Genomic DNA, 21,633 nt, shown 5'->3' on the forward strand with positions numbered 1-21,633 from the left:
CGTATAAAGAAAGAGAAAAGCCAAAGAATCACCTTAACAAATCTGCCTCTGTTCGGACATGAAGCCCTCATTGGCAATCCTCTATCGTTACACCTGAGCAACACTGTTTAGGCTTCTACCGTCTGTAGTACTGTTTGAGCTTCGAATCGACGACTTAACCACAACAACACCGCACTGACGCCACTTAGCAAACCCGCCACTAGCATCGCCATTTGAAAACCACTGGCCATCGATAACGCATAGTCACCTGCCATGCCAGATAGGCCATGCACACCCTCATGATAAAGCACGGCTTGCTGGGCTAAATGCGCAGCCTGATCTACACCCTCGGCGCTTAAGCGCTGTGTTAACTCTGTAATCGCTTCTGCACTCAAAATCACACCCAGCAACGCAATGCCCATGGTCATTCCAGCTTGGCGCAGCGCATTCATGGTGCCTGATACCGAACCCGTCAGTTCGGCAGGTGCCATGCTCATAATGGTAAGGCTGGTTCCGGGTACAGCAAACCCTGCCCCCACGCCCATAATCAGCAAGAGCGAACCCATGATCCAATACGGTGTATCTACCGTGCACCACATCATCGCGGCCATCGAAACAGCAATCAATACGTAGCCTGCTGTCATTAAAGTAGACACCTTGGTGTTCTCACTAAAGCGACCAAAACACAGTGATACGCAACCCGTCGCGATAAACAGCGGCATCATGCGCCAGCCTGCCTCGGCAGGCGACCACTCTTGCACCTGCTGAAAATACAGTGAGAAAAAGAACAAACTGCTGTAATACGAAAACCCAAGGAAAAAAGAGGCCATGTTCGCCACAGCAAACACGGGCTTCTTAAACAGCACTAACGGGATCAAAGGGTTAGTGACTTTACGCTCCACTTGTATGAATGCCAGCACACCAACCACGGCAATCGCCCAACACCACATAGGGGTGACGCCCGTTACCCCCTCTTGCCCTGCGGCAATCGTGCCATACGCCAGTGCACCTAATATCACTAAGCTCAATAACTGCCCTATTGGGTCTTTGGCCGCTTGATCCACATAACGTCGTTCAGGAATAGCCCACGCCCCTAGCACAATGGCGCACGCACCCAACGGTAAATTGATCAGGAAAATACTTTGCCAACCCCATTGCTCCAGCAATACGCCGCCCAATAGCGGCCCCAAGATAAGCGCCAATGCGGTGAAAGCGGACCAACCACCAATACAATGCGCACGCTCGGCGGGGTCTGTGTATAAGTGGGTCAAGATTGGGAGTGCGCCAATAATCAAAAAGGCGGCAGACAACCCTTGTAAGGCACGCCCCCATAACAACCACGACACACTAGGCGCGACACCACATAGCCACGACGCCAAGGTAAACACAATTGCGCCTGCTAACCAGCAGCGCTTGTGCCCCACCTTATCGGCCACTGAGCCTGCTGACAACATAATGGCGGATAAGCCAATGGCATAGACATTCACCACCCACTGCATGCCCGCGATATCGGTTTGTAAAGCCGTTTGCATAGATGGCAACGCTACATTGACGATGCTGATATCCAGAGTGGCTAAGAAGGTGCCTAAATACGCCGCCAAGACAGCGGCTCTACGTTTAGATGCTTGCATAATTCTGGTTTTCCTAAAGTCATTAATCGTTATACTAACAATTGACTGACCGCCGGTCAATGAGAATGTGAATGAGAAACACTCTGTATTCAACGTGCTCCACACTGACGGAAATACACCTTTTTGCTGGGATAAAATTGCCGCATGACCACCTCTATGCCTTCGCCATCACCACGCACTAAACCCGCCGAAGTGCGTTTAGACGAGCTGATGAACGCCGCCGAAACCCTATTCCTAGAGAACGGTTTTGACGCCACTACTATTGCTCACATTACTCGTGCCGCTAACGTGGCCAAAGGCACGTTCTACCATTACTTTGCGTCTAAAAATGACATTCTGGCGGCTTTAACTGCCCGCTACACACAACAATACGTAGACCAACTAGAAACGGCCGTAAATGCCTGTGCAGAACACGACTGGCCGACTCGTTTACGGGTATGGATTGAAACCAGCGTACTCACTTATGCACAAAGCTTTCGCACGCATGACATGGTCTATGGTGGGCACCATCATCATGAGCGTGATAACGCCGAGAAAAACGCTATTTTGACGCAGTTAGAGCACATTCTTCAGCAAGGAGCACAGGACAAGGCGTGGTACTGTCCTAACCCTGCCATCGTGGCTCTGCTCCTGTATTCAGGCGTGCATGGTGCGACGGATGCCCTTATTGCCGAACCTGAGCAAGATCACCAGCGTTATGCGCGCGAACTGGCAGACACCTGTTTGCGGCTGCTGCCTCTCCCCTAACGCCGCACTTTGGTAGCACTAAAGCCTAGCTTCATTAAACTGCAATAGCCAAAGTCGCAGACATACTGCACAGTGGAATGAGCTTGCCGTTTGCCATACTAACGGCCCCATTTTGCTTTACACCCACACCATGACGACTTTGCATTATTCACGACAGTTGGCCGAATTTGCGGCCAACTTACGTTATGAAGATATCCCTGCTGAGGTTATTGAACGCACTCAGGCGTTATTTTTAGACACCTTAGCCTCCATTCTTGCTGGTGCTGCCACACGTCCCGTACAAACGATAGAAACCGTGTCCAAGCATATGCGACCAGATCACGGCCCTTCAGAGGTTCTGGTTTCTGCCACGCATAGTTCCCCTTTCTTCGCCGCCATGATTAATGCGGCAGCAGCGCACGTGGTAGAGCAGGATGACTTGCACAACAGTTCCGTACTGCACCCTGCTGCTGTGGTGTTCCCACCCGCATTAGCCGTTACCCAAGACCTAAAAAAATCCGGTAAAGACTTACTGACAGCCGCCGTCGCTGGTTACGAAGTGGGCATACGCGTGGGCGAGTTTTTGGGGCGTTCGCACTATCAAATCTTCCACACCACAGCAACCGTTGGCACCCTAGCCGCCGCCGCTACTGCGGGCAACTTACTACGCCTGGATAACGAACAAATGCTGCATGCCTTTGGCTCAGCAGGTACTCAAGCCGCTGGCCTGTGGGAGTTTCTGCGGGATGCCGCTGACTCCAAACAACTGCACACTGCCCATGCGGCCAGCAGTGGGTTGTGGTCAGCCTACCTAGCCCAAGCCGGGTTCACAGGTGCCTCGCAGATTCTAGAAGGTAAAAAAGGGATGGCAGCAGGCATGTCTAGCGATTCGGATGTTACCCGCTTGGTTGATGGCTTAGGCACACGGTGGGCGTTGAGCGAAACGTCGTTCAAATTCCACGCCTCTTGCCGCCATACCCACCCGTCTGCCGATGCTCTGCTACAAGTGATGCGCGAGCATAATCTTGCCGTCAGCGATATTGAGCAGGTCACGACGCATGTGCACCAAGGTGCTATTGATGTGTTGGGCGCAGTCACCAACCCACAAACCGTGCATCAGTCTAAGTTTTCGATGGGAACTGTGTTGGCACTGGTTGCGTTGTTTGGCAAAGCGGATCTCACCACCTTTGATCAACAAGCCCTACAAAACCCTGCTGTGGCCGATTTCCGCGACCGCGTACAGATGACGCTGGACGAGGAAGTAGACAGCGCCTACCCACGTCGTTGGATTGGTAAAGTCAGTGTGCGCACTACTGATGGCCGTACCCTACAAACGCGCGTAGATGAACCCAAGGGAGACCCAGGCAACACCCTTACCCGCGACGAACTAGAAGACAAGGTACGTCGCCTGATTGAGTACGGTAACCCTACCCAGTCCACCGAAGGTAATACTGCCTTAGCCACCAAATTGATTGATCTGGTGTGGCGCTTGCCCGAGTTGGATCAGGTCAGCTTGCTATAGCTCTGTCCCGCTACTCCGGTGTGGGCTCAATAGCTGACACCGGGATAGCATCGGCATCCGCCAATAACAATTGAATCAGCTCATGAGTGAATGAGGGCAAAGACTCCACATCACGCACACAAATCAACAGATCGCGTATTGCCCATTCGTTGGTCAGCCCTACGATGCGTATGGGCAGCACAGTAGAATGCCGCTTCGCGACGGATTCGGGAATTAACGAAATACCGGCATTCGCTGCCACCATTCTGCACGCTGCCTCAAAACTACCCACTTGAATGCGGGTTTGCAGCGGCCTACTCATACTGTCAGTCACCCGTTTTAAAAATGAGTAGATGGCGGTGCCTTCGTGCAGCATGATGTACGAGCTGTCTATGGTGTCTTCAAACGCCACCACATCATGCTCTGCCAAGGGGTGCTCTGGCGCTACTACCAACACCAATTTGTCTTGCCTATATGGCAGCACCTGCAAGCCTTCGGTGTTCACCGAGCCCGCCACAATGCCCACATCGGTAGCCCCTGACAGCACAGCGCGCACGATGTCATCGCTGGGGCGCTCGCGTAAATCCACATTAATGTCTGGCCACTGCGCCAAATACTGACTAAGTACATGCGGCAGAAACTCCGTCATGGCTGTAGTGTTCGCTTGTAGGCTTACGCTGCCTTTGATGCCTTGCGCATATTCTTGTAAATCTGAACGTAACAGCTCTACTTGCTGCAGCACTTGCCGCGCATGCGCCAAAAAGGTTTCCCCGGCTGGACGCAACGTAATGCCTTGCGCACTACGGTTCAGCAGCGGTACACCGATGGATTGCTCCAGATTTTTGATGCGCATGCTCGCGGCAGGCAACGAGATAAAAACGCGTGCGGCTGCACGCGTCAGGCTTTTCTCTTCGGCCACATAACTGAACAAGCGTAGATCGACAAAATCAAACTGCATGGCCATGTTAGTGCCTCCAAGGGTTGCTACTGCATTACGGGTGACCGTGAAGCACCGTCACCCTTTTCACACACATCACCGCCTATTAGGCTTTCTGACTGCCTTCATACACCAAAATGGCAGCAGTCAGATCTTCCAGCGCATTGCCTACAGATTTGAATACGGTGATGTCATCGTCATTCGTTCTACCAGCGTGCTGGCCACGGCACAGGTCAAACAATGTGGCCTTGATCTCTTCGGGTTTAAGCGTGCCAGCTTCAAAGGCTTGCAACAAATCACCCGCTTTTTTCGCTGCTTCATCAGTATCCACAAACACCGAGCCTCGTGCAAAACACTGTGCATCGGTTTCAATCATGTGGCGCGCAAAGCTGCCTATTAAATCTAAGTGTTGGCCGGGTTTTAGCCAGTCGCCATGCACCAATGGTGCTTCAGACAAGGTAGCGCAACTGATGATGTCCGCTTGTGCTACGCCCTCTTCTACCGTGCCGACTACGTGGGCGTTATAGCCTTTTTCACGCAGCTCTTCTGCCAAGCGCTCTGCACCTTCGGGGCGGCGGTTCCAGATAAACACATCTTTAATAGGACGCACCACGCTGTAGGCATCTGGCAAGAAGCTGGCCACACGCCCTGTACCCAACACAAACAAACGGCTAGCGTCTTTCTTCGCCAAGTAGCCACCGGCTAAAGCCGACGCCGCAGCGGTCCTGCGTGACGTCACGGCATCACCATCCACATGCGCCAACGGCTTACCTGTGCAACCGTCGTACAGCAAGTACGTAGAGTGCAAACCAGGCAGATCCAACTCGTGGTTAGCCGAGAAAATATTGACGGTTTTCAGGCCAAAATATTTCTTGTTATCCCATGCCGGCATAATCAAGGTAATACCTTTGCGACCATCACACTCGATGGTGTGGGTGTGTCGTAGCGGTACGGTGATATCCGCTTGGAAGGCCTGACGTAGCGCAGGTACTAGTTTGTCAAAGCCCAACAACGCATTAGAAACATCAGCATCAATCAGCTGCATAGTTTTTTTCCTTACTCGTATTCTTTTCTGTCTGCACACGACTAAACCGGTGTCGCCGCCCTACGCCACAACCCACATGCACAGAATCACACAACCCTACAGGGTATTTTGGTTGCACCTTTATTTTTATTATGGTTAACCCTTGATTATGAAAATAAATCAGGGGTAAAAACCCTGTTTAGCGTGCGCGAGCCAAGAAACGTCTTGCTTGTAGTACCACAGGCTGGTCTACCATTTTTCCGTCCACTTGTACGGCTGAACCGCCCGCTGATGCGTCAGCCGCCACCACACGTGTCGCCCAATCCAACTCTTCGGCAGATGGCAGCATCGCTTGATGCACACCGTCCACCTGCTTGGGATGAATACACAACTTGCCGCCAAAGCCAAAACGTAGCGCGCGCTGTACATCTATACGCAATTGCTCGCCATCTTGTAGCGCGGTAGTTACCCCATCAATCGCTGGCGCTAAATTACTCAAACGCGTCGCCATAGTCATCGCAAAACGCACTGGGGATAGCTCTGGCTCACCTTCCGAGCACTGTATGCCGGTATCTGCCATGAAATCCAAATGCCCCAATGCCAATCGGCATACACCGGGCGCTGCTGCTAACTGCTGTACCTCTACATAGCCGCGCGCCGACTCAATAATGGGGATCAGTTGCACCTGCGGCAACTGCGCATGCACTTCCGCCAATGCGTCTGCTGACTCTGCTTTAGGCAACAACAGGCTAAATTCGCCCGGCAGTGTTTTCGCCCACGCAATGTCTTGCTGCCCAAGTTCAGTGGTCACGCTATTGGTACGCACCACCAGCGGCACCCCATGCTGCTGCAAAGTAGGCCATGCCGTAGCAATTTCTACTCTGGCCTGTGCTTTATCCGCCAAACCCACGGCATCTTCTAGGTCGAAGACCACCGCATCAGCCCCTGTTTGTAAGGCTTTCACAAACCGGTCTGGTCTATTACCCGGTACAAACAAAAACGTACGTGCTTGCGCAATGCTGGTTTGACTGATGCTGCTCATGCTTTCCCCTGCTCTACAAAAAACGGTGATCTGACGATGTTATACCGCACCCGCTGCACGCAGCGCCTCAATTTGTGCCGGTGTTTTGCCCAATTCCTGCAAAATGGCATCCACGTGCTCACCCAAACCAGGCACCGCATCCATACGCGGCGTGTAGGCATTGGTACGACCTGGCGGCAACAGCGCTGGTAGCTCACCCACCGGACTAGGCACTGAGGTCCATCGTTGTCTGGCTTGCAACTGCGGATGCTGCCACACATCGGCCATGGTGTTGACCCGTGCATTCGCAATTTGCGCATTTTCCAAGCGCTCTACCACCTGATCTGCCGTTAAGCTGGCAAAACGTTCCAGTATCAACGCTTGCAAGGCTGCACGGTTTTCAGAGCGCTTAGAGTTAGACACAAAGCGTTCATCCGTCGCCAACGCCGGTTGCTCCATGATCTGCTCACAAAACACCGTCCATTCACGCTCGTTTTGCAAACCCAACATCACCGTATTGCCATCACCCGCTTGGAAAGGGCCATAGGGGTAAATGGTGGCATGGGCCGCAGCAGAACGCCCGGGTGGTGGTGCGCCATCAAAGGCGTAATACAAGGGGTAGCCCATCCACTCCACCATACTTTCCAGCATGGACACGTCAATGTTGCTGCCCTTACCCGTTTTACCCCGCTGTAATAACGCCGCCAGAATATTGGTGTAGGCGTACATGCCCGCCGCAATATCCGCGATAGAACAACCCGCCTTAGCAGGGTGTTCAGGCGTGCCTGTGACCGACAAAAATCCAGACTCACTTTGAATCAACAGGTCGTAGGCTTTTTTATCGCGGTAGGGGCCGTCTTCGCCATAACCCGAGATATTGCAAACGATAAGCTGTGGAAAACGTTCGTGCAGTGCATCAAACGATAGCCCCAAACGCGCAGCAGCACCCGGTGCCAAGTTTTGCACCAACACATCGGCTTTGGCCAACAACTGCTCTAACACTGCTTGTGCTGCGGGCTGCTTCACATCCAGCGTCAAGCTTTCTTTAGATCGGTTCGCCCATACAAAGTGCGAGGCCATACCGTCTACGCGTTCATCGTAAGCGCGAGCAAAGTCGCCCGTACCTGGGCGTTCCACTTTGATTACCCGTGCGCCTAAATCTGCCAATTGCCGCGTACAAAACGGGGCAGCAATCGCATGCTCTAACGTCACAACGGTCACACCATCAAGAGGACGGGACATCTTTACCTCAGCTTAGAAAGAACGTGGCAAGCCCAAAACGTGCTCGGCCACGTAAGAGAAAATCAGGTTCGTAGAAATAGGCGCTACTTGGTACAAACGCGTTTCACGGAATTTACGCTCAATGTCGTACTCTTTGGCAAAACCAAAACCACCGTAGGTTTGCAAGCAGACGTTGGCTGCTTCCCAACTGGCTTTAGCCGCTAAATACTTGGCCATATTGGCCTGAGCACCACACGCTTGGCGGGCATCAAACCTACGCGCTGCGTCAAAACGCATCAGGTTGGCGGCTTCAATTTCAATGAACGACTCAGCAATAGGAAACTGCACGCCTTGGTTCTTACCTATAGGTCTATCAAACACCACACGGTCATTGGCGTAGCGACACGCTCTATCAATAAACCAGTAGCCATCCCCAATACACTCGGCCGCAATCAAGGTGCGTTCAGCATTTAAGCCTTCCAAAATGTACTTAAAGCCTTTGCCTTCTTCACCAATCAAGTTCTCTTCGGGGATTTCTAAATTATCGAAGAACAGCTCATTGGTTTCGTGATTAACCAAGTTAGGAATAGGCCGCACATCCAAGCCGTTACCGATGGCGTCACGCAGATCCACCATAAAAATGGACATACCTTCGGACTTTTTACGCACCTCAGAAAGCGGTGTGGTACGCGCCAACAAAATCATCAAATCTGAATGCTGTACGCGCGAAATCCACACTTTCTGACCATTCACCACCCAACGACCGTCTTTCTTCACGGCGGTAGTTTTGATCTTGGTAGTGTCGGTGCCCGTGGTGGGTTCCGTTACCGCCATAGACTGTATGCGTAATTTGCCTGCAGCAATCTCTGGCAGGTATTTTTCTTTTTGTGCCGCACTACCACTGCGCAGCAATGTACCCATGTTGTACATCTGGCCGTGCACCGCACCCGCATTACCGCCACAACGGTTGATCTCTTCCATAATCACCGATGCAGCCGTTAGCCCCAAACCTGTGCCACCGTACTCTTCGGGAATCATCGCGGCCAACCACCCCGCTTCAATCAACGCATCCACAAAGGTTTCTGGGTAGGCTTCCTTGGCATCAATCTCACGGAAATACTCATCCGGAAACTGTTTACACAATTGGCGTATACCATCGCGGATTTCTTCAAATTCATCTTGTTCTATGTGCATGCGTATTCTCCATTTTTAGTAGAGCTCTACCTGTGCCTGCATGGCCAGGTGCCCCGTTTCTGTGCAGGCCCACAAGGAAACCTGATGTGCGTTGTCTTGGCGTCCACATACTGTGAACGAATGAATATCAAAAATAGGGCTCACCGCTTTGAACGAGAAGTTTCGTACGCGAGCATCTGGCAGTTCTCTACGCAATAAATCCAGCAGCAGCGTAGCAATCAACGGGCCATGCACGATCAACCCTGGGTAGCCTTCTTCTTGTGTGACGTAACTGCGGTCGTAGTGAATACGGTGGCCGTTAAACGTCAGTGCCGAATAGCGAAACAGCAGCACGGGATCGGGGGTAATACGGCGCGTCCATTGCGCGGATTCTGGCGCTGGAATAGGCGTAGGCGCAGGAGCATCTGCCGCAGGCAAATCACGGTACACAATGTCGTGATATTCCACGATAGCCAGTGTGTCATCCGCATAAATATCGTGCTTTACCTTCACAAACACCAACGCACCACTACGGCCTTCTTTCACCGTCAAATCAGCAATGCGTGATACCCGCTTGATCTGTTGCCCTTCACGCAAAGGCGCTACAAACTCCAGTTGGCTACCTGCCCACATACGGCGTGGTAGCGGCACTGGCGGCAAGAACCCACCGCGTTGTGCATGCCCGTCATGGCCCAGCTCAGACTGTCTATGCACCGGCAAGAAATACAGCCAATGCCAGCACGGCGGTAAATCCAGCATAGCCACATCGGGGTCATCTCTGTCCAACGTCGCCGTTAAGGCCCTCAACGGTGCAGCAGTAATACTGTCCGTTACGGTTTCTGTACGCCCTATCCACTCGCGTAAATGTTCCATGTCTACCGCTGCCATCGCCCCATCCTTTGTGCTGTGATTCTATGTTCTGCTATAGATTGATTTTAGGTATCACTCAAATATCTGTAAAATAGTTATTAAGTCTATTTGCTATACCTTTTTCATATACCAGAAAGCCATGGAATTACGTCAGCTACGCTACTTCATCGGTGTGTGCGAAACCGGCAGTCTGCTGCGTGCCTCCGCACGTTTACACATTGCCCAACCAGCGTTGGGGCAACAGATTGCGGCACTGGAAAATGAACTGGGGGTGAAACTGTTTGAACGCTCTAATCGGGGCATGATTCAAACAGACGCCGGACGCATCTTTCTGGAACATGCGCGTGTGGTGCTGGCTGATGCCGAACGCGCCAAACAAGCCGTGCGTTTTTCTAGCACTACCCCCAGCGGGGAAGTCGCCATAGGTTTACCCACCAGCATAGCCCTCAGCACCACGCTTCCCATACTAAGCGCTTGCCGTCAGCAATTCCCCAATGTGCGGCTCAAAATTGTGGAAGCCTATAGCGGGTTTATTCAAGAATGGCTGCATTCAGGTCGCTTAGATATCGCCTTACTATTTGGTGCTGAACCTGAGCCTGGGTTAAGCAAACGCGTACTGTTAGACGACAGCTTAGTGTTTGTTTCCAGCACTCAACAGCCTTTGGCAGATAACCTCAGTTTGGCCGATATCAGCAACCTCCCACTCGTGTTGCCGGGCCAAGAACACGGCTTACGTCGCATCATTGACGACGCCTGCGCTACCCAAAAACTCACGCTGGATGTAGTGGCCGAAATCGAATCCTTGGGCAGCGTAAAACGTGCCACCCAAGCAGGGCTAGGCAGCACCATTTTGCCGCAAGTCTGTATTTTGGAAGAGGTGGCCAACGGCACCCTGCATAGCGCCCACATCGATGGGGGTAACTTATCCAGACGCGTGGTGTGTGCCACCAGTTTGACGCGCCCAGGCTCTACTGCCATTGCTGCCGTAGAAGCCTTAATTTTAGATGTGATTTCTCAGATGGTTAGCAGCGGCATCTGGCCCGCTCGCTGGATTGGCGAAGCGCTCTAACCCTAGCTTCCAGACCTTTTTCTCCTTGTTTTTGTACTGCATCTGATCATGCGGCGGTGTACGCATGTTTCGTGATAACCCTTATTGCCGGGCAAAACATTGTTGAACAATAATTAAATTGTTCAACAATTATTAGCAGCACAAACGCCACCAAGACCACAAGGAGACTCCCATGAAAAAGCCACATCAGCGCACGCCTTTACGCGCACTCACTCACGCTCTAACCAGCCCACTAACGTGGTTGGGTTGCAGCGCAATCTTGGCATTTAGCCCACTCGCCTCTGCCTCTACCGCCACACCTCCTACCGTGCAATCTGGTGTGCTGACTATTGCTTCTGATTTAACCTACCCACCCTACGCTTACTTCCAAGACAAAGTACCTTCCGGTTTTGATGCGGACTTCAGCCGCCTAATGGCCAAACACCTGAACTTGGATGCCAACATCGTAGACACCCGTTTCGCTGATTTGGTGGTGGGACTACGCGCTAACCGTTTTGATGTCGTAGCCTCGGCGCTATACATGACACCCGAACGTGCCAAGCTGATCAACTATGTGCCGTATCTGAAAACAGGGTCATCACTCATCGCCCTGAGCAAAAGCACTCAGCGCCCCCAAAACCCTGAAATGCTGTGCGGCCTAAAAGTCAGCACCATCAAAGCAGCATCGTGGACACCTAAGCTAGAGCGCGTATCGCAATCCTATTGCCAAGCACAAGGCAAGCCCACCATCACCGTATTGGAATTCCCTACTTCGCCTGAAGCCTTGATGGCTCTGCGTTCCAGCGCTGCCGACGTGATGATGGAAGACTCCGCCGTGGCTCACCAACTGGTGCAAACCATGAAAGGCGAGTTGGAAGTGACGTCTCCCGAGCTGCTCTACACCATCGTGATTGCGCTAGGCGTTAACCAACGCAATCCAGAGCTTTCCGAAGCCCTAACACAAGCCCTACAACGCGCCACCGAAAGCGGTGAATACGCCCAACTGCTAGAGCAATACGGTCTTGCTGCCCCCACACAGGCCGACATAGAAAGCTCTCTTGCCACACAACCACAATAAGAATCGGAGTATCTGGTAATGGAACTTGATTGGTCGTATGCGTATAGCCTACTTTTTGATCATGACTTTTGGCTCGCCTGCTGGACAGTCGCCAAACTGGGCTTTTTGTCCTGGTTACTGGCGGGCGGCTTAGGCTTCTTTCTGGCTCTGGCAAAACAGTCCAGCATTCGGCCCATCAATTGGCTATCTAGACTCTACATCTGGTTCTTCCGCAGTTTGCCGCTGTTGGTACTGCTGATGTTCATCTACAACCTGCCGCAGGTGTTCCCCGCCTCGGCCAGCGTGCTTACCGAAGCTTTTTATGCCGGCTTGATTGCGCTGGTATTAAGTGAAGCGGCCTACATGGCTGAAATTCACCGAGGCGGCATTCTGGCGGTACCCCGTGGTCAATACGAGGCCGGTAAAGCCTTGGGACTACGGTATGCCGGTATTCAGCGCTTGATCATCATCCCCCAAGCCATCCGTATCGCCTTGCCTACGCTGAGCAACGAGTTCATCACCATCGTGAAGTTGACCTCGCTAGTATCGGTGATTTCATTGACGGAAATTTTGTTGGTAGGCCAACGCCTGTACACGCATAACTTCCTGATCTTTGAAACCATGCTGGCTGTCGCCTTCTATTACGTGCTGATGGTGACGATTTTCGATAAAGCATTGGGCTGGTTAGAGCAATACTTGGACGTCAGCAAACGCAAACCCACGGCCTACCGTTTAAGCAGTGCCGAGCAAGCGGCCATTCAAAAAGCCCCCTCTGCCACCGAGAAAACAGCCTCTACCACAGCAGATTCCACCCCTGCACTAGAGGTTCGCCACCTGAACAAGTTCTATGGCGATCACCATGCGCTGAAAGACATCAATCTGAGTGTGCGTAGCGGTGATGTGATTTCCATCATTGGCCCATCCGGCTCGGGTAAAACATCGTTAATACGTACGTTAAATGGCTTAGAAGCTTTTTCAGACGGTAGCGTGTGGATCCACGGCCAGCACTTCTTAGGCACACAAAACGGCCAAAGCTTAACGGCACCGCATCCTGAGCTTATTCTGGATATAGGCATGGTGTTCCAAAGCTTTAACCTGTTCCCACACCGTACCGTGCTGGACAACGTCACGCTAGCCCTGAGCTATCACAACCGCGGCACCGCTTCGTCACGACGTATTGAAGCGCTCACCCAACTGTCCCGCGTGGGCATGGTAGAACACGCCAACAAATACCCGCACCAGCTTTCCGGTGGGCAGCAGCAACGTGTCGCCATTGCCCGTGCCTTGGCCATGCACCCTTCCATCATGCTGTTTGATGAGCCTACTTCAGCGTTGGATCCCGAACTAGTCAACGAAGTGCTTCGTGTCTTGGAGTCCTTAGCTGCCGAAGGCATGACCATGCTGATCGTGACCCACGAAATGCGCTTTGCCTTCAACGTCTCTAATCGTGTCGTTTTCATGGAAAACGGAGCCATCTTGCACGACGAATCCCCCACCGATTTGCGCCAATCCAGTGATACGCGCGTCAGTGAATTCCTGAGCCAACTGAATCACTAATCGCATCATGAGTACCGAAACTGTTTCTACCGCTTCGTGCTTGCATCGTATTGACGCTGCGCCTAGTGAGGCCGCTATCGCCCTAACGGCCATAGACAGGCAAGCCAGCACCCACACTGCTGGCCCACTAGCAGGCTGGAATTTGAGCATCAAAGCCAATATAGATGTGGCTGGCTGGGTGAGCCATGCCGGTTCTGCCGCCTTCTTACAGCGCCCTGCTGCCACACACGACGCGGCCCTTGTGCAGCAATTGCGGCAACAAGGCGCCACGATTCTGGCACAAAGCAACATGACGGAGTTTGCCTATGGTGCATTGGGCTTGAACCAGCACTTTGGCACACCACGTAATCCGCGTTACCCCAATGAAGAGCGTGTACCCGGTGGCTCTAGCTCAGGGGCTGCGGTGTCTGTCGCCTTGGGCTTTAGCGATGCCGCCTTGTGTACAGACACCAGCGGTTCGGCCCGTATCCCGGCTGCATTTTGCGGTGTGGTGGGCTTCATTCCCACCAAAGGTTTGCTGCCCGAAGACGGGATCTTCCCACTTTCGCCCAGCTTTGATGTACCGGGCATCATCACCCCTAACGTCACACGCTGCGCTCAACTCTTCAATGCCTTACACCCCACAACGCAACCTGCCACCTCACCCTCTCAGCCGTGGACGCTGTTAGTGCCCACTGAGCTAGATAGCTTGAACCTGGATGACGATGTAGTTCAGCAATTTCATGCTGCCTGCGAAGCGTTAGAACAAGCCGGTGCAACGTTGGTGAAAGCGAGTTTTCCAGCATTGATCACGGCCGGTGCAACAGCGGCAGAAGGCGGCATGATTAGCACCGAAGCCTACAGCATTCACCAGCACTGGCTTGAAAACTATGGCGAGCAATACGACCCTCTTATACGTCAGCGCATTACCGCTGGCGCCGCGTTACCGGCATGGCGCTACGCACAGGCTAGTCAGCAACTACACGAGCAAACACGCGCGGCGCTACATCAACTTGCACACGTAGATGCCGTACTGACGCCTACCTGCCCCATGCTGGCTCCCGCACTTGCCCCGCTACACGACAGTGAGCGTTATCTGGCCACCAACCGGCGCTCGTTCTCGCTCACTGAATTTGCTAATCGCCTGAATCTACCCAGCCTTAGCTTGCCTTACACCCCCGCCAATACACACAGCATTGGCTTATTACTGACTGCCAAACCCCACAACGAGCCTAGGCTTCTTGCTCTAGCCCAGTGGATAGAAACCCTTTTACTTGCCAAGGAGCAACACCATGATTGTGATTAATGCCAAACAACTGCGCGGTACCCCTAGAGACGCAAGCGGTCCGGGCTGGGAAAGCGTGCGCATGATTGTCAAAGACGATGGCATGGGCTATTCCGTACACGAAACACGCATCACCGAAGGTGCCGAGCTAGAACTGGAATACAAAAACCACTTCGAGACCAACTACTGCGTATCCGGCGAAGGTGAAGTGAAAGACCTGAACACCGGCAAAACCTACCCCATCAAAGCAGGCGATATTTATGCGCTAAACCTGAATGACCCGCACATTCTGCGCGCCATCAAAGGTGACCTGCATTTGCTGTGTGTGTTTAATCCACCGCTCAACGGTGATGAAACCCATAACGCTGATGGCAGCTACGACGTGCGCGACTAATCGCCACCACGTTTTCTGCTGATTCTTACACATCATCTTTAGAGGTATCACATGGGAAATTATCCTGCCGCCTACCAGGCTACTCAGGGCTCAGCACTCTCTGTGGACAAAGCGTTCTACAGCCGTCTGATAGAACGTCCAGAAACGCGCACCTTAGTGGACAAGTTTGTGGTGCCCATCCGCAGTGGCAAAGCATGGGAAGTACCGGCTGGCCACGTCTGCCGCATTGTCACCATTGAAGGCCCTCAAGTCGCCGACCTGAACATGTGGAATAGGCACGACCCACGTGAACGCATGTGGGCATCCCGTACACGTCAGCTACAAGCGGCGCACGTTAGCGTCCATGATCGTCTGTGGTCTACGCTGCCCTTCCTACGTCCTATGGCCACTATTACTGACGACACCCTTGCCGATTACGGCATTGATGGTGACGGTGGTCGCGTGCACGATTTGCTGGGCACGCGTTGCGACCCTTACGTGAATCATCTGCTCACAGGTGAAGATTTCCATTTCCACTGTCACTCCAATCTGACACGTGCGGTTGCTCCCTACGGCTTAACGGAATTCGACGTACACGACGTCTTAAATGTGTTTCAATGCACAGGCTTGAATGACGACGATCAGTATTTCATGAAGGCCTGCCCAGCTCAAAAAGGCGACTACTTCGAGTATTTTGCCGAGATAGACTTGCTGTGTGCGCTGTCTACCTGCCCTGGTGGTGATTTATCCGTACCATTATGGGGGCCAGATGCCCGTGACCCTATTGATGTTTGTCGTCCATTAGGTGTAGAAGTATATGCGTTGGCACCTGAATTACTGGAAGGTTGGTCACAACCAGAACGCGCCCGTTACCACGGCCACCACGGCATGAACCCTGAACTCGTTCAATGGAGATGAGTCATTGAAAACCAAAATCGATGTGGAAAATCTATCTATTGTTGATGTCATTGGCTACAAGCTACGCAATGCCATTATCGAAGGTAAGTTAGCCCCCGGAGAACAGCTGATAGAAGTGGATCTCGCACAAACCTACGATGCTTCACGCAATAGCATCCGCGAAGTGCTGCACCTACTGGTTCGCGATGGCTTGGCCACATCGATTCGTCACCGTGGCGTCTTTGTACGCAAGTTTCACGTTGATGATCTGCAAGACTTATACACCGCACGTCGTACCTTGGAGCTGCACGCTGTGCGCTCCTCTCCCCCGCCTTCCCGCGCGTTGCTCAACAAGATGGCCAGAAACAACAAACAAGCCGAACGCGCCTTGGCCAAAGAGCAATGGCAAGAAGTGGGATCGCTCAGTTTGATGTTCCACCAACTGGTGGTGTCTATGCTGGGCAGCAAACTGTTGGACGAGTTCTTTCTCACCCTCTGTGCGCAACTACGTTTGGTGTTCTTTGCCGGGCCAGATGAAAAAATCGTTCAAGCCCCGCTGTGGATAGATTGGGAACGCCGTATACATCAATGTTTATGCGACGGTGATATCGTCCAAGCCGAACACGAGTTAGCACAGTACTTAGATGCCTCTGAAAAAGCATTGAGCAAAGTGGTCAGTACATACCAAAACTCAGGTCTGAAATAAGTGCTGTATTTACCTGTTATTACAGCCTTTTGCCATAGGGCACAAACTTTGCTGATATAGTTTTCACCTGAAGAAGCCTACATAACGTAAAACAAGGGACAAGCCATACAAAACAGTCATGTGGCCACGACCTCACGATAAGAGGCTGTATTCTCCACAATACCGTCGTGCCAACTTGCCTGCTTGACCCGTATCAAGCCCTTTTTTACCAGTCATGGCAAAATGTGTTTAAGCCCATTGTTTTTTCATTAAGGTGTTTCAATATATGAAAACTGTACTATTGCCCTACGACGGTTCTGATACCGCCAAACGTGCCCTGCAATATCTGATTGATCTGTCTAAGGATTACTCCGGCTTTTCAGTGCATGTACTGAACGTGCAGTTTGATCCACAAATTTATGGTCGCAGCTACACAGCCTTCATTGGCGACGCGCTGAAGCAACTGCGTGAAGATACGCACAAATACGCTATTGATATGGCCGAACAAGCCGCTGCACTGCTGCGCGAGGCGGGTATCAATACGACTGCTCACGCCTCTGTAGACACCGATATCGCGTTCGCTGTAAACGAACTGATCAAATCGCAAAAATGTGACTCCATCGTGATGGGCACACGCGGTATGAGCGGTTTGGGTAATTTGTTCTTGGGCTCGGTAGCCACTCGCATCATCCATCAAGTAGACATTCCTGTCACTCTGATCAAGTAAGCGAGTACCCACCTACAAAAACAGGCGCATAAAGCGCCTGTTTTTTATTGTCCACTACCTTAGCCTATTACATACGTCCCATCACATCCGTGGCAGGGTTACGTTTGTGCCAGAAGGCCAAAAAGATATGAGCGAAGATCGCAAGGAACAACACAATGCCTAGATTACCGTGCCAGTTGTTTCCTAAAGCCACCATCCACTCTACTTTGTGCTCGCTGGCTTGCGTAATAGGAATGCCAAAGTAGTTGAAAGCGCGTCCCGACCCATATTGGCGGAACAAGGCCATACAGGGTACAGCCACCATAAACACATACAGTAATCGGTGCCCCCACAAGGCCAAAGCGCTAATCGCTGCTGGCGCCTCGTCACGCATTCTCCACACCCACAACACACGTATCCACCACAGCAAGAACAACGTAAAACCCGTCACTCGATGCCAAGGCCACAAGGCATCTGACAACGGGGTTTCATCTGCAAATCGTCTCGCTAGAATCGTGACTAGCATGACACCAAAGCCTATTGTCATTAACCAATGCAAAAACCGACTTACGCCATCGTATCGTGTTTGCGAATTGGAAAAAGAACGCATGACTGCCTCCTTCATTTATCAACGTCAGGGAACACAGGACGAGTGGAAGCCTGATGCGTCCACTCACGCCACATGGCAACCAACAACGCCATCAAGACCGGGCCTATAAACAACCCTACAAAGCCCATAGTCTGTACACCACCTACCAATCCGAAGAAGGTAGGTAAAAACGGAAGTTTCACCGGGCCACCTACTAAGCGTGGGCGCAACGTTTTGTCTACGATGAAAAGCTCTATCGCCCCCCATAAGAACAGCCCCACACCAGCGCCTACGCTACCCGAACCAACCAAGTACAGCGACACCAAGGTGAACGACAACGGAGCGCCCCCAGGTATCAAGGCCATAAAGCCAGTCACCACTCCAAGCAAAGCAGGCGATGGTACACCGGCGACCCAGTAGGCAATACCCAGCACAATCCCTTCACCCAGCGCGATTAACCCCATGCCGGTTACGGTGGAGTTCACCGTTGCCGGTACGACGCGGGAAAACCGCTGCCATCGCTCGGGCAAAATACGCTCGCCGATGACATCCAGTTGGGACAATATATGATCGCCGTCTTTATAGATGAAAAATAAAGTAATCAGCAGAAACAAGAGGGTCAGCATCAGGTGGAACACGTTTCCAGTCGCCGACAACACCATACGGTAGATATTGCCTAAATGCTGGCCGCTCACCATCTCTACCATAGAGCCCAATGCATGAGGCTCACCCAGATAAAAGGTCCAGTACTCAGAGATACGCTGGCCCACTAACGGCAATGCGCTAATCCAATCGGGTACCGGCATACCATCACGGTTTGCCGCTAAAGCCCATGCAATAAAGCTGCTGGCTTCTTTAATAGCAAAGGACAATGCCAACGATATGGGTACAACCACCACCACAATCACGACCAACAGCGCCAACGTGGCTGCTAAGGTGTTGCGGTTATTACAGTACGCCAATAAACGGCGATAGAGTGGCCAACTTGCCAAGCCTATAATCAGCGCCGCTAACACGGGCACCAAAAAGCCATGCAAGAAATACAAACCGGCCAAGACTATAAGCAGCAATAACCAACGGGCAATCAGGTGAGCCGGTAAAACAGGTTGCATAGGAAGCGCTTCCGTTAGTAAGAATCAAGCAGTAAAGAGGGGCGTAGCAGGCAATGCACGCTTATGCGCCGATGCGGCAAAGTAACGCAGCATGATTTGCGCAGCATCATCACTAACGGCCTTCCCTTCTAAAAAATCATCGATTTGCTCATAACTTACACCAAAAGCTTCCTCATCTGGACGCAACGGTGACAAATCTTCTAAATCAGCTGTTGGAACTTTATACACTAACGTATCGGGAGCCCCCATCAACGCCCCCAAACCACGTACTTGGCGTTTGGTTAACCCTGCTAAGGGCATCACGTCTGCAGCGCCATCACCAAACTTGGTGAAAAACCCCATCAAGGCCTCAGCAGCATGATCGCTACCCAACACCAAGCCCGAAGCAGCCGCTGCAGCGGCGTATTGCGCCACCATACGCTGTCTGGCTTTGATATTCCCTACTATGAAATCTTGTTGTGCTGCGCTTTTGAAGGTTTGCCCAGCTTGCAGCATTTGCGCTAATAACGCGTCTGTTGCTGGCTTGATATCGACGGTTAGACGCTCATCGGGTTGGATCACCTCCATGCATGCCTCGGCATCGGCTGCATCCGCTTGCTGACCGTACGGCAAACGCATGGCGATAAAGCGTACGTTGTCACCCTCTTTGCGTAGGCGTTCTGCAGTGCGTTGCGCCAAGCAGGCAGCGACCAAGGAATCCACCCCGCCACTGATGCCCAACACCATCGCCTGCACACGACTGCGCTTCACATACTGCATTAGAAAAACTAGTCGACGTTCTAGCTCATGCTCTAGATTCAGGTCAGCTTTCACACCCAGTTCTTCAATAATTCTTTGTTGTGCCTCGCGCAATCTAGCATCCTGCATAGTCATTTCCTACTTGAGTTCCAACGACAGTGAAGCACTTATTGTAATGCCATGCTGTCAGACCCTCTGTTAAAAATCTGTGCCTGTACCCCACACATCCTGACAGTCTGTCATAACATTACCCGCTATACTGATAAAACTTTACCAATTGCGTCATTTAGTTACTGTCCATCAGGATGAAAACCTCTTCCTTGCAAGACTTAAAAACACTGAGCATCGCGTCATTACAAGATACGTTTTCCACACGCTATCACTCTAAGGACTTCAGCTTCGCTCGCAGTGAGTACTTACGCGTACGGATACAGATAATTGCGCTGCTTTTTGCCTTACTCACCCCGTTGTGGGCAGTAATGGATCATCTGGCCCTACCAGAACACACGCTTAATCATGTGCTGCTCTTACGTGTGGTGATGTTTATTGGTTTGGTGATCATTTTGCTGGCCTCTAGGTTCAAGCGTTCTAACCGTAGCAGCCTGCTATTAAGCACATCTATCTTCGTGCTTCCGGCTCTGTTTTATGCGGCCGTCTTGGTCTATCTGCCCAACGACAGCCACTATTCATTAGTGGGCTATAGCTTCATCCCCTACTTGCTGACAGCTACCTTGGGGATATTCCCCTTCACGTTGCTAGAGTCGTTTGGCATAGGACTAGGCCTACTCTTGCTACAGTTTTGCTCTGGCTTTGTAGACGGGACAGCGTTTAGCCCACGCACCTTACAAGATTTATGGTTGTTGGCTGCACTCTTGGCTATTGCCATGACCACCAACCATTTCCAGTTGGGGTTACTGCTGCGTTTGTACCGCCAAGCCACCCACGACCCGCTTACAGGCTTACTAAACCGTACCGCACTCACTCGACACATCGAGCATCAAACACCACAAGAGTTGGTGCCACCCGTCGCAGTTATGCTGTTAGACCTGGATTTCTTTAAACAGATTAATGACCAGCACGGGCACTCTGTGGGCGATCAAGTACTCAAACGCTTTGCTCTGCTGCTCAAAAAAGAAGCTAACCAGCAAGACGTGATTTGTAGATACGGTGGTGAGGAGTTCTTGCTACTCAGCGGCCCCTGTTCGTTAGAGAACGCTACGGCTCAAGCAGAACGCATACGCGAAGCCTGTCATCAACTGCGACTGGCCAATATGGAGGGTGACGCCGTGAGCCTAACCGTCAGCATAGGTATTAGCATGTTGCGTCATGGCGAGCACCTAAACGATGCCATACAGCGCGCAGATCAACGCCTATACCAAGCCAAACGCGCTGGCCGCAACTGCATCATGGCTGGTACGGCAACTTAAGCGTGTAATGAGCGTAAAGCCCACTCACTCACGACTGGGCTGCATGAGCCTAAGGCTGCGAAAGTATTTTTTAATTTGGTGTCTCAAATCAAAAAAA

At 52.0% G+C, this 21,633-nt stretch carries 21 protein-coding genes; 11 read left to right on the top strand and 10 right to left on the bottom strand.

Going from position 1 to position 21,633, the window contains the following annotated elements:
- Positions 1-107: 107 nt before the first annotated feature.
- The gene (locus ACLPHM_RS10185; protein WP_430221126.1) at positions 108-1,610 is read right to left on the bottom strand and encodes an MFS transporter; all 1,503 of its coding nucleotides are present in this window, start codon (positions 1,608-1,610) and stop codon (positions 108-110) included.
- Positions 1,611-1,754: 144 nt separating this feature from the next.
- Here ACLPHM_RS10185 and ACLPHM_RS10190 point away from each other — a divergent pair, with 144 nt between their 5' ends.
- Positions 1,755-2,357 carry a TetR/AcrR family transcriptional regulator gene (locus ACLPHM_RS10190; RefSeq protein WP_430221127.1) on the top strand — a complete coding sequence of 201 codons (603 nt, stop codon included), beginning with the start codon at positions 1,755-1,757 and terminating at the stop codon, positions 2,355-2,357.
- Positions 2,358-2,487: 130 nt separating this feature from the next.
- The gene (locus ACLPHM_RS10195) at positions 2,488-3,858 is read left to right on the top strand and encodes an MmgE/PrpD family protein (RefSeq protein ID WP_430221128.1); all 1,371 of its coding nucleotides are present in this window, start codon (positions 2,488-2,490) and stop codon (positions 3,856-3,858) included.
- Between the two features lie 10 nt (positions 3,859-3,868).
- Here the strand turns inward: ACLPHM_RS10195 and ACLPHM_RS10200 are convergent, their stop codons facing one another.
- From ACLPHM_RS10200 to ACLPHM_RS10225, 6 genes are all read right to left on the bottom strand, one after another.
- Positions 3,869-4,801: a LysR family transcriptional regulator gene (locus ACLPHM_RS10200; RefSeq protein WP_430221129.1), complete on the bottom strand. Its 933-nt coding sequence runs from the start codon at positions 4,799-4,801 to the stop codon at positions 3,869-3,871.
- A gap of 79 nt (positions 4,802-4,880) precedes the next feature.
- The gene (gene lhpI, locus ACLPHM_RS10205; RefSeq protein WP_430221130.1) at positions 4,881-5,819 is read right to left on the bottom strand and encodes a bifunctional Delta(1)-pyrroline-2-carboxylate/Delta(1)-piperideine-2-carboxylate reductase; all 939 of its coding nucleotides are present in this window, start codon (positions 5,817-5,819) and stop codon (positions 4,881-4,883) included.
- A gap of 178 nt (positions 5,820-5,997) precedes the next feature.
- Entirely contained in the window at positions 5,998-6,840 is an 843-nt protein-coding gene (locus ACLPHM_RS10210) for an HpcH/HpaI aldolase/citrate lyase family protein (protein ID WP_430221131.1), read from the bottom strand.
- A 39-nt stretch (positions 6,841-6,879) separates the two neighbouring features.
- Positions 6,880-8,061, bottom strand: a complete 1,182-nt coding sequence (locus ACLPHM_RS10215; RefSeq protein WP_430221132.1) for a CaiB/BaiF CoA transferase family protein — start codon at positions 8,059-8,061, stop codon at positions 6,880-6,882.
- 12 nt (positions 8,062-8,073) lie between these two features.
- A complete protein-coding gene (locus ACLPHM_RS10220) occupies positions 8,074-9,234 on the bottom strand; it encodes an acyl-CoA dehydrogenase family protein (RefSeq protein ID WP_430221133.1) in 1,161 nt (386 codons plus the stop codon).
- Between the two features lie 15 nt (positions 9,235-9,249).
- Positions 9,250-10,101, bottom strand: coding sequence for an HTD2 family dehydratase (locus tag ACLPHM_RS10225; RefSeq protein WP_430221134.1), 852 nt, complete (start codon positions 10,099-10,101; stop codon positions 9,250-9,252).
- A gap of 121 nt (positions 10,102-10,222) precedes the next feature.
- Between ACLPHM_RS10225 and ACLPHM_RS10230 the strand changes: the two genes are divergently transcribed.
- The 8 genes from ACLPHM_RS10230 (at position 10,223) to ACLPHM_RS10265 (ending at position 17,691) form a co-directional block, all read left to right on the top strand.
- A complete protein-coding gene (locus tag ACLPHM_RS10230; RefSeq protein WP_430221135.1) occupies positions 10,223-11,152 on the top strand; it encodes a LysR substrate-binding domain-containing protein in 930 nt (309 codons plus the stop codon).
- Positions 11,153-11,324: 172 nt separating this feature from the next.
- Complete coding sequence (locus ACLPHM_RS10235) at positions 11,325-12,209, top strand: ABC transporter substrate-binding protein (protein WP_430221136.1); 885 nt, start codon at positions 11,325-11,327, stop codon at positions 12,207-12,209.
- An 18-nt stretch (positions 12,210-12,227) separates the two neighbouring features.
- On the top strand, positions 12,228-13,745 hold the full coding sequence (locus ACLPHM_RS10240; protein WP_430221137.1) for an amino acid ABC transporter permease/ATP-binding protein: 1,518 nt from the start codon (positions 12,228-12,230) through the stop codon (positions 13,743-13,745).
- Between the two features lie 7 nt (positions 13,746-13,752).
- A complete protein-coding gene (locus tag ACLPHM_RS10245) occupies positions 13,753-15,030 on the top strand; it encodes an amidase (protein WP_430221138.1) in 1,278 nt (425 codons plus the stop codon).
- Entirely contained in the window at positions 15,017-15,403 is a 387-nt protein-coding gene (locus ACLPHM_RS10250; protein WP_430221139.1) for an ectoine synthase, read from the top strand. Before ACLPHM_RS10245 ends, ACLPHM_RS10250 begins: the two co-directional genes overlap by 14 nt.
- A 51-nt stretch (positions 15,404-15,454) precedes the next feature.
- The gene (locus ACLPHM_RS10255) at positions 15,455-16,300 is read left to right on the top strand and encodes an urea carboxylase-associated family protein (protein ID WP_430221140.1); all 846 of its coding nucleotides are present in this window, start codon (positions 15,455-15,457) and stop codon (positions 16,298-16,300) included.
- A gap of 4 nt (positions 16,301-16,304) precedes the next feature.
- Positions 16,305-16,985: a GntR family transcriptional regulator gene (locus tag ACLPHM_RS10260; protein WP_430221141.1), complete on the top strand. Its 681-nt coding sequence runs from the start codon at positions 16,305-16,307 to the stop codon at positions 16,983-16,985.
- 265 nt (positions 16,986-17,250) lie between these two features.
- Positions 17,251-17,691, top strand: coding sequence for a universal stress protein (locus ACLPHM_RS10265; RefSeq protein ID WP_135862776.1), 441 nt, complete (start codon positions 17,251-17,253; stop codon positions 17,689-17,691).
- Positions 17,692-17,758: 67 nt separating this feature from the next.
- Here ACLPHM_RS10265 and ACLPHM_RS10270 read toward each other — a convergent pair whose 3' ends face one another.
- The 3 genes from ACLPHM_RS10270 to nadE are packed head-to-tail and all read right to left on the bottom strand — an operon-like array spanning position 17,759 to position 20,244.
- The gene (locus ACLPHM_RS10270; protein WP_430221142.1) at positions 17,759-18,280 is read right to left on the bottom strand and encodes a cytochrome b; all 522 of its coding nucleotides are present in this window, start codon (positions 18,278-18,280) and stop codon (positions 17,759-17,761) included.
- A gap of 11 nt (positions 18,281-18,291) precedes the next feature.
- Positions 18,292-19,371 (bottom strand): AI-2E family transporter, encoded by a 1,080-nt coding sequence (locus ACLPHM_RS10275; RefSeq protein WP_430221143.1) that lies wholly within the window; start codon positions 19,369-19,371, stop codon positions 18,292-18,294.
- Positions 19,372-19,395: 24 nt separating this feature from the next.
- On the bottom strand, positions 19,396-20,244 hold the full coding sequence (nadE, locus tag ACLPHM_RS10280) for an ammonia-dependent NAD(+) synthetase (protein WP_430221144.1): 849 nt from the start codon (positions 20,242-20,244) through the stop codon (positions 19,396-19,398).
- 170 nt (positions 20,245-20,414) lie between these two features.
- On the opposite strand from nadE, the gene ACLPHM_RS10285 reads away from it, so the two are divergent.
- Entirely contained in the window at positions 20,415-21,536 is a 1,122-nt protein-coding gene (locus ACLPHM_RS10285) for a GGDEF domain-containing protein (protein WP_430221145.1), read from the top strand.
- The last annotated feature ends 97 nt before the right edge of the window (positions 21,537-21,633 follow it).

This window comes from Paenalcaligenes sp. Me131 (assembly GCF_050487225.1).
In the GTDB taxonomy this organism is placed as follows: Bacteria; Pseudomonadota; Gammaproteobacteria; order Burkholderiales; family Burkholderiaceae_B; genus Paenalcaligenes.